Genomic DNA, 9,620 nt, shown 5'->3' on the forward strand with positions numbered 1-9,620 from the left:
CGCCCCCGCCATTTGCGCCAATAATAAGTCCAAGCCCGCAGCGCCCAACCATCGAGGCCAGCATGTACATCTATCGTTTGGTCCTGCTTCTGGTCGTGGGGATCTACTTGTTCTCCCCGGCCATCATGGACTGGTGGATCGAGCCGACCGGAGCCTGGTATCGCCCTTACCTGCTCTGGCTGATCCTCATCGTCGTCACCTTCATCCTGCAGAGCCAACGAGATGCCGATGAGCTTTAGCCTGACCCAGATGATCCTGATCAGCGCCGGGTACCTGTTGGTGCTGTTCGGCGTGGCCTGGATCAGCGAACGCGGGCTGATCCCGCGCTCGGTCATCCGCCACCCACTGACCTACACCCTGTCGCTGGGCGTCTACGCCAGTGCCTGGGCCTTCTATGGCTCGGTGGGCCTGGCCTACCAGTACGGCTATGGCTTCCTGGCCTGCTACCTGGGGGTGTCCGGGGCCTTCCTGTTGGCGCCGGTGCTGCTCTACCCGATCTTGAAGATCACCCGCACCTACCAGCTGTCGTCACTGGCCGACCTGCTCGCGTTTCGCTTTCGCAGCACCTGGGCCGGGGCCCTGACCACCATCTTCATGTTGATTGGCGTATTGCCGTTGCTGGCCCTGCAGATCCAGGCCGTTGCCGACTCGATCAGCATCCTCACCGGCGAACCGGTCAAAGCGCGAGTGGCGTTCGCCTTCTGCGCCTTGATCATCCTGTTCACCATCTTCTTCGGCTCACGCCACATCGCCACTCGCGAAAAGCACGAAGGCCTGGTGTTCGCCATCGCCTTCGAGTCGGTGATCAAGTTGCTGGCCCTGGGCGGGGTCGGCCTGTATGCCCTGTACGGCGTGTTTGGCGGGCCTCACGGCCTGGAAGTCTGGCTGCTGCAGAACCAGACCGCCCTTGCCGCGTTGCACACACCTTTGCAAGAAGGCCCATGGCGCACCCTGCTGCTGGTGTTCTTCGCCTCGGCCATCGTCATGCCGCACATGTACCACATGGCGTTCACCGAGAACCTCAGCCCACGCTCGCTGGTCAGCGCCAGTTGGGGCCTGCCGCTGTTCCTGCTGTTGATGAGCCTGGCCGTGCCGCTGATTCTCTGGGCTGGTCTGCGCCTGGGGGCGAGCACTAACCCTGAATACTTCACCCTCGGCCTAGGCATTGCCGCAAACAATGAGGCGCTGGCGCTGTTGGCCTACATTGGCGGGCTGTCCGCCGCCAGCGGCTTGATCATCGTCACCACCCTGGCGCTATCCGGCATGGCGCTGAATCATCTGGTGCTGCCGCTCTACCAGCCACCGGCGGAAGGCAACATCTATCGTTGGCTGAAATGGACCCGGCGCGCGCTGATCGTCGCCATTATCACCGCCGGGTTCATCTTCTACCTGACCCAGAACACTCACCAGAGCCTGGCCAACCTGGGCATCGTTGCCTTCGTCGCCACCTTGCAGTTTCTCCCTGGTGTGCTGTCGGTCCTGTACTGGCCAACCGCGAACCGGCGCGGCTTCATCGCCGGGCTGTTGGCCGGCATGCTGGTGTGGATGGTGACCATGCTGCTGCCGCTGCTGGGTAACCTGCAGGGCTTCTATATTCCGCTGCTGAACATGATCTACGTGCTCGACGACACCAGCTGGCACATGGCGGCAATCGCCTCGCTGGCGGCCAACGTCCTGCTGTTTACGTTGATCTCGTTGTTCACCAATGCCAGCAGCGAAGAAATCAGCGCCGCCGAAGCCTGTGCGGTGGACAACGTGCGCCGACCACAACGTCGCGAGCTGCACGCCGCCTCGCCACAAGAGTTCGCCACCCAACTGGCCAAGCCGCTGGGCGCCAAGGCCGCGCAAAAAGAAGTCGAGCAGGCCCTGCGCGATCTCTACCTGCCCTTCGACGAGCGCCGCCCGTATGCCCTGCGCCGCTTGCGCGACCGCATCGAGGCCAACCTGTCCGGGCTGATGGGGCCAAGCGTGGCCCAGGATATGGTCGAGACGTTCTTGCCGTACAAGTCTGGCAACGAGAACTACGTCACCGAAGATATCCACTTCATCGAAAGCCGCCTGGAAGACTACCACTCGCGCCTGACCGGCCTTGCCGCCGAACTCGATGCCCTGCGCCGCTACCACCGCCAGACCCTGCAGGAGCTGCCGATGGGGGTCTGCTCGCTGGCCAAGGACCAGGAAATCCTCATGTGGAACAAAGCCATGGAAGAGCTGACCGGGATCGCCGCCAAGCATGTGGTCGGTTCACGCCTGATGACCATCAGCGAACCCTGGCGCGGCTTGTTGCAAGGCTTCATCAACGTACCCGATGAGCACTTGCACAAGCAGCGCCTGGGCCTGGATGGTCAGATCCGCTGGCTCAACCTGCACAAGGCGGCCATCGACGAGCCCCTCGCGCCGGGTAACAGCGGCTTGGTCCTGCTGGTCGAAGACCTCACCGAAACCCAGGCCCTGGAAGACAAGCTGGTGCACTCCGAGCGCCTGGCCAGCATCGGCCGCCTGGCAGCCGGGGTGGCCCACGAGATCGGCAACCCGATCACCGGCATCGCCTGCCTGGCGCAGAACCTGCGCGAGGAGCGCGAAGGCGACGGCGAGATCACCGAGCTGTCCAGCCAGATCATCGAGCAAACCAAGCGCGTATCGCGCATCGTCCAGTCGCTGATGAGCTTCGCCCACGCCGGCGGCAGCCAGCAGAACAGCGAAGAGCCGGTGTGCCTGGCGGAGGTGGCGCAAGATGCCATCGGTCTGCTGGCCCTCAACCGGCGCAATTTCGAAGTACAGTTCTTCAACCTCTGCGACCCTGATCACTGGGTCGAGGGCGACCCGCAACGCCTAGCCCAGGTGCTGATCAACCTGCTCTCCAACGCTCGCGACGCCTCGCCACCGGGCAGCGCCGTGCGGGTGCGTAGCGAGATGAGCGAGCACGCCGTCGACCTGATCGTCGAGGACGAAGGCAGTGGCATCCCGAAAAACATCATGGACCGCCTGTTCGAACCGTTCTTCACCACCAAGGACCCGGGCGAAGGAACCGGACTGGGGCTCGCTCTGGTCTATTCCATCGTGGAAGAGCATTATGGGCAAATCACCATCGACAGCCCCGCCGATATCGAACGGCAGCGTGGCACCCGGATCCGCGTGACCCTGCCCCGGCATGTCGTAGCGACGTCCCCTGAAATTCGAGACCGTCGAGAGAATTGAATCAATGCCGCATATTCTGATCGTCGAAGACGAAACCATCATCCGCTCGGCCTTGCGTCGACTGCTCGAGCGCAACCAGTACCAGGTCAGCGAAGCCGGCTCGGTGCAGGAAGCCCAGGAACGCTTCAGCATTGCCACCTTCGACCTGATCGTCAGCGATCTGCGTCTGCCTGGCGCGCCCGGCACCGAGCTGATCAAGCTCGGCCAGGGTACCCCGGTGCTGATCATGACCAGCTACGCCAGCCTGCGCTCGGCGGTCGACTCGATGAAGATGGGCGCGGTGGACTACATCGCCAAGCCCTTCGACCATGACGAGATGCTCCAGGCCGTGGCGCGGATCCTGCGCGACCGCCAGAACGCCCCCGCCGCAGCGCCAGCCAGCGCCGAGCCACGGGCCAATGGCAAGGTGGGTGCTGTCGACAAGGGCACCAACAACGCAGCCAATGGCGAGATCGGCATCATCGGCTCGTGCCCGCCGATGCAGGATATGTACAGCAAGATCCGCAAAGTCGCCCCGACTGACTCCAATGTGTTGATCCAAGGCGAATCCGGCACCGGTAAAGAGCTGGTCGCCCGCGCCCTGCACAATCTATCGCGACGGGCCAAGGCGCCGATGATCTCGGTCAACTGCGCGGCCATCCCGGAAACCCTGATCGAGTCGGAGCTGTTCGGCCACGAGAAGGGCGCATTCACCGGCGCCAGCGCGGGTCGGGCCGGCCTGGTCGAAGCGGCCGACGGCGGCACGCTGTTCCTCGATGAAATCGGCGAACTGCCACTGGAAGCCCAGGCGCGCCTGCTGCGTGTGTTGCAGGAAGGCGAAATTCGCCGGGTCGGCTCGGTGCAGTCGCAGAAAGTCGATGTGCGCCTGATCGCCGCCACTCACCGCGACTTGAAGAACCTGGCCAAGGCCGGCCAGTTCCGCGAAGACCTTTATTACCGCCTGCACGTGATCGCCCTGAAGCTGCCCGCACTGCGTGAGCGTGGCAGTGACGTCAATGAGATCGCCAATGCCTTCCTCGCCCGGCAGAGTGCGCGTATCGGTCGCGATGACCTGCACTTCTCCCACGAAGCCGAGCAGGCCATTCGTCATTACAGCTGGCCGGGTAACGTGCGCGAACTGGAAAACGCTGTCGAGCGCGCGGTCATTCTCAGCGAGAGCCCGGAAATTTCCGCCGAGCTGCTGGGCATCGACATCGAACTGAGCGATCTGGACGATGACGAGCTGTTGAACAACCTGCCGACCATCAGCGGTGTCAGCGCCAACAACGCCAGCCATGAGCCGACCGAGGATCTGTCGCTGGAGGATTACTTCCAGCATTTCGTCCTCGAACACCAGGACCACATGACCGAGACCGAGCTTGCCCGCAAGCTGGGTGTCAGCCGCAAGTGCCTGTGGGAACGGCGCCAGCGCCTGGGCATTCCACGGCGCAAGAGCAACGCTACCAGCGATAACTGATACATCATTCTTGGGGCTGCTTTGCAGCCCTTCGCGGGCAAGCCCGCTCCCACAGGCTGTGCGCCGCTCTCAAGCTTAGCGCTGTACCTGTGGGAGCGGGCTTGCCCGCGAAGGGCCGCAAAGCGGCCCCAAAAGCTTCGGTAACAGATCAGTTCGCGCAAAAATCTGTTACCTCACCCCTCCCGCCGTAACAGATGCCGAGGCGTACGGTAACGAAATTTCTACATTTGCCCGCCCGGCAACCCCGCCAAAATCCCGCAACCCCCTGATTTTGCTGGACCTGCCAAAGTTGGCACGGCACCTGCTATATGTTTGGTACAAGAACAATAACAAGCACTGCAACTCAGAATAAGAACAAGACGAAACGGCTCACGCACAATAAAAACAAGACGGCGGAGGCGCAGCTAACTGATTCTTTTGGAGAGGAGTTGTGTTTGGGGCTTGCCCCACAACCAGGCAGAGAACAACAAAAACTGCACTAAAGCAGCGCCTACACTGGTTGGATCGACAGATCAGCATCACCTCAGCGGCCAAAGCAATCCGTTTGCTCTTTACCCCCGGTTTGGGGGTCGTCCACAAGTTTCGAGCTTTGTGGACAGGGCACTCAACAAAAACAAGAAGCCCAGCAGAAAAACAATAAGAGCACGCAACGACTTCTTGGGGAGCTTAGGCTCCCCTTGTCGTTTCTCCCCCCTGGAACACCCCTTGGCGCATCGCCTACACCATTCCCCCAGTAAATGCTAGAATCCCCGCCCATCATGCGGCCATTCTCCTATCCGTGGCCGAACATTCCTTCAAACAGTGCATCCCATGCTGAAGAAGTTGTTCCAGTCATTCCGTCCGCCCACCGGTGGTCAACACCACAGGCGCACCACGCCTGAAGTGATCAACAAGAGCCAGCACTCGCTGCAACGCAGCCAGTTCAGCCGCCATGCGGTAAGCATCGTCGACCGCCTGCAGGCCGCCGGCTATCAGGCCTACCTGGTCGGTGGCTGCGTGCGCGACTTGCTCCTGGGGATCAACCCCAAGGACTTCGACGTCGCCACCAGCGCCACGCCCGAGCAGATTCGTGCCGAGTTCCGCAACGCCCGAATCATTGGCCGTCGCTTCAAGCTGGTCCACGTGCATTTCGGCCGTGAGATCATCGAAGTCGCCACCTTCCGCGCCCATCATTCGGACGAAGGCGAAGGCGATAGCCATCGCTCATCGCACAATGCCAGCGGTCGCATCCTGCGTGACAACGTCTACGGCACCTTGGAAGAAGACGCGCAGCGCCGCGACTTCACCATCAATGCGCTGTACTACGATCCGGTCAGCGAGCGCATTCTCGACTACGCCAACGGTATCCATGACATCCGCAACCGCCTGTTGCGCTTGATTGGCGACCCGGTCCATCGCTACCAGGAAGACCCCGTGCGCATGCTGCGCGCCGTGCGTTTCGCCGCCAAGCTCGACTTCGGCATCGAAAAGCACACGGTCAAGCCGATTCGTGAGCTGGCGCCACTGCTGCGCGAGATTCCCGCTGCCCGCCTGTTCGAAGAGAGCCTCAAGCTGTTCCTTTCCGGCCAAGGCGCAATCGTCTTTGAAATGCTGGTCGACCTGGAGTTGTTCGAGCCGCTGTTCCCAGGCAGCAGCCATGCCCTGGAAGAGCGTCCGACCTATACCCATACACTGATCAGCCAGGCACTGGCCAACACCGACCTGCGTGTCAAGCAAGGCAAGCCGGTTACCCCAGCCTTCCTCTTCGCCGCCCTGCTCTGGCCAGCCCTGCCGGGCCGCGCGCTGTATCTGCAAAGCCAAGGCGTGCCGCCAATCCCGGCCATGAACCAGGCCGCGCACGACTTGATCGCCGAGCAGTGCCAGCGTATCGCTATCCCGAAACGCTTCACCCTGCCGATCCGTGAGATCTGGGACATGCAGGAGCGCCTGCCGCGCCGCAGCGGCAAACGCGCCGACATGCTGCTCGACAACCCTCGTTTCCGTGCCGGCTACGACTTCCTGCTGCTGCGTGAAAGCGCAGGCGAGGAAACCGAAGAACTCGGCCAATGGTGGACTGACTACCAGGAAGCCAACGACAGCGAGCGTCGCGACATGATCCGCGACCTGGGCAACCGTGACGATGGCGCCGGTGCCGCCCCACGCAAACGCAAGCGCAGTGGCTCCAAGCGCAAGCGCAGCGGTGACGAGGCCTTTGACTGAGCATGCGCAGCCGCGTCTACATCGGCCTGGGCAGTAACCTGGCCGATCCCGCCGAACAGCTGCGCAATGCCCTCGACGCCTTGGACAAGGCCGAGGGCACCTGCCTGGCAGGCGTGTCGAGCTTCTATGCCAGTGACTCGCTGCTGCCAGGCCAGCCGCGCTACACCAATGCCGTGGCCGCGCTGGACACCTCGCTGACCCCGCTGCAGCTGCTCGATGTCTTGCAAGCGATCGAGAATGAGCAGGGGCGGGTCCGTCAGGAGCGCTGGGGGCCACGCACCCTCGACCTGGATGTACTGCTGTTCGCTGACCAGGTCATCGATATTCCCCGCCTGAAAGTGCCGCATTACCACATGCAGGCGCGCCCCTTCGTGCTCTATCCGCTGGCCGAACTAGTGCCGGCGGATTTCACCCTTGCCGATGGCCGGCGCCTCGCCCAGCTGCTCGAAGACTGTCCGTTCGTCGGTCTGGAACGCCTGTAATTCGGGCGTTGCAGGCGACGGTAACGCCAGTAACACCCGCGCCGTAACAATGCGGTAACAGGGTCATTGACTTCCCCCCCCTCGCTCACGACTATAGGCGTCCCGTGGCGTCGATCTGCCACATATCACCTATTTAGGCCCGGACGGACCTGTGCCCGAACATCACAACCGATGATGTGCCGCTCCGGAAGATGAATGCATGCGTTGTTCGCAGTCGTTTTTCACAGCGCCTGAACGAGGATTTCCTACATGCCTGAAGTAACCCTGACCACCCTGCACGGCCGTAAGGCCAAGGGTGAGAAAATCACCATGCTGACCTGCTACGACGCAACCTTCGCCAAGGTCGCCAGCCAGGCCGGTGTGGACGTACTGCTGGTGGGTGACTCGCTGGGCATGGTCCTGCAGGGTCACGACAGCACCCTGCCGGTCACTACCGCCGAGATGGCCTATCACACGGCCTGCGTCAAGCGCGGCAATGACGGCGCATTGATTCTTGCCGACTTGCCGTTCATGGCCCACGCCACCCCCGAGCAGGCCTTTACCAACTGCGCCACACTGATGCAGGCCGGCGCGCATATGATCAAGCTCGAAGGCGCTGCCTGGCTGGCCGAAACCATCCGCCTGCTAGCCGAGCGCGGCGTGCCGGTGTGCGCGCACATGGGCTTGACCCCGCAAACTGTCAATGTACTGGGTGGCTACAAGGTCCAAGGCCGCCAGGAAGCCCAAGCGCGGCAGATGCGCGCTGACGCCATTGCCCTGGAGCAAGCCGGCGCGGCCATGCTGCTGCTCGAATGTGTGCCTAGTGAGTTGGCGGCGGAGATCACCCAGGCGGTGAGCATTCCGGTCATCGGTATTGGTGCCGGCAGTGCAACTGACGGCCAGGTGCTGGTGCTGCACGACATGCTCGGCCTGTCCTTGAGCGGTCGCGTGCCGAAGTTCGTGAAGAACTTCATGGTCGGCCAGCCGGATATCCACAGTGCGTTGGTCGCCTATGTCACGGCAGTCAGAGACGTCAGCTTCCCCGCCAGTGAACACGGATTCAGCGCATGAACACAGTCAAGACCGTGCGCGAGCTGCGCGCCGCCGTTGCCCGCGCGCGTGGCGAAGGCAAGCGAATCGCCTTCGTCCCGACCATGGGCAACCTGCACAGCGGCCATGCTGCGCTAGTGACCAAGGCCGCCCAGCGTGCTGATTTCGTGGTTGCCAGCATCTTCGTCAATCCGCTGCAGTTTGGCGCCGGCGAGGACCTCGACAGTTACCCACGAACCCTGGCCGCCGATCAGGAGCGCTTGCTCCAGGCTGGCTGCCACTTGCTGTTCGCACCCACCGTCGAAGAGATGTACCCCGACGGCATGAGCGTGCAGACCCGGGTCAGCGTGCCGCAGTTGTCCGAAGGCTTGTGCGGCGCCAGCCGTCCTGGGCACTTCGAAGGTGTCGCAACCGTGGTCAGCAAGCTGTTCAACATGGTCCAGCCCGACCTTGCCGTGTTTGGCGAGAAAGACTTCCAGCAGCTGGCGGTAATCCGCGCCATGGTGCGCGACCTGAACATGCCGATCCAGATCATCGGCGAGCCGACCGTGCGCGCCGAGGATGGCCTGGCACTGTCGTCGCGCAATGGTTACCTGAGCCCGGAGCAGCGCGCAGCGGCGCCTGCCCTGTATCGTGAACTGAGTGCGATGGCCGACGCCATTCGCCATGGTCAGCGCGACTATGCAGCGTTGATCGTTGCGGCTCAGGCGCAGCTGCTGGCAGCAGGTTTTCGCCCGGACTACCTGGAGGTGCGGCATGCGCTGACCTTGCGCCCGGCGATGATCGATGATCGCGATGTGGTGGTAATTGCTGCAGCGTACCTGGGTACTACACGACTGATCGATAACCTGTACCTGCATCTGGATGAACTGACTGCCTAGGCCTTGGGGGAGCAACTGACTTTGCTGTGTCAGTGCCGGCCTCTTCGCGGGCAAGCCCGCTCCCACAGGGATTTGCATGTTTCACGCGATCATTGTTGTGCCTGTGAGGCCCACTGTTTGCCGTGAGTCTTAGCAAATCTCTCAAGGTCATCTCAATCCCTGTGCCGCCCCCACAGGGATTTGCATGTTTCACGCGATCATTGTTTTGCCTGTGAGGCCCATTGTTTGCCGTGAGTCTTAGCGAATCCCTCAAGGTCATCTCAATCCCTGTGCCGGCCTCCACAGGGATTTGCATGTTTCACGCGATCATTGTTGTGCCTGCGAGGCCCATTGTTTGCCGTGAGTCTTAGCGAATCTCTCAAGGTCATCTCAATC

The 9,620-nt window shown here is 62.1% G+C and carries 7 protein-coding genes; all 7 read left to right on the top strand.

The features are described 5' to 3' along the window. The first annotated feature begins 62 nt into the window (after positions 1–62). The 7 genes from ACI2JX_RS22415 to panC all read left to right on the top strand — a co-directional run bounded on the left by ACI2JX_RS22415 (position 63) and on the right by panC (position 9,245). Entirely contained in the window at positions 63–239 is a 177-nt protein-coding gene (locus tag ACI2JX_RS22415; RefSeq protein WP_003250005.1) for a hypothetical protein, read from the top strand. Then, positions 223–3,198: a sensor histidine kinase gene (locus tag ACI2JX_RS22420; RefSeq protein WP_186556474.1), complete on the top strand. Its 2,976-nt coding sequence runs from the start codon at positions 223–225 to the stop codon at positions 3,196–3,198. Before ACI2JX_RS22415 ends, ACI2JX_RS22420 begins: the two co-directional genes overlap by 17 nt. A gap of 4 nt (positions 3,199–3,202) precedes the next feature. Next, positions 3,203–4,654: a sigma-54-dependent transcriptional regulator gene (locus ACI2JX_RS22425; protein WP_368972092.1), complete on the top strand. Its 1,452-nt coding sequence runs from the start codon at positions 3,203–3,205 to the stop codon at positions 4,652–4,654. A gap of 810 nt (positions 4,655–5,464) precedes the next feature. After that, positions 5,465–6,853: a polynucleotide adenylyltransferase PcnB gene (locus tag ACI2JX_RS22430; RefSeq protein ID WP_186556476.1), complete on the top strand. Its 1,389-nt coding sequence runs from the start codon at positions 5,465–5,467 to the stop codon at positions 6,851–6,853. 2 nt (positions 6,854–6,855) lie between these two features. Beyond that, the gene (gene folK, locus ACI2JX_RS22435; RefSeq protein ID WP_264236929.1) at positions 6,856–7,335 is read left to right on the top strand and encodes a 2-amino-4-hydroxy-6-hydroxymethyldihydropteridine diphosphokinase; all 480 of its coding nucleotides are present in this window, start codon (positions 6,856–6,858) and stop codon (positions 7,333–7,335) included. A 249-nt stretch (positions 7,336–7,584) separates the two neighbouring features. Continuing rightward, on the top strand, positions 7,585–8,385 hold the full coding sequence (panB, locus tag ACI2JX_RS22440) for a 3-methyl-2-oxobutanoate hydroxymethyltransferase (RefSeq protein WP_404691011.1): 801 nt from the start codon (positions 7,585–7,587) through the stop codon (positions 8,383–8,385). After that, positions 8,382–9,245 (top strand): pantoate--beta-alanine ligase, encoded by an 864-nt coding sequence (gene panC, locus ACI2JX_RS22445; protein ID WP_186556479.1) that lies wholly within the window; start codon positions 8,382–8,384, stop codon positions 9,243–9,245. Before panB ends, panC begins: the two co-directional genes overlap by 4 nt. Positions 9,246–9,620: the final 375 nt, after the last annotated feature.

The sequence above is a fragment of the Pseudomonas sp. NPDC088890 genome (assembly GCF_044900155.1).
In the GTDB taxonomy this organism is placed as follows: Bacteria; Pseudomonadota; Gammaproteobacteria; order Pseudomonadales; family Pseudomonadaceae; genus Aquipseudomonas; species Aquipseudomonas urmiensis.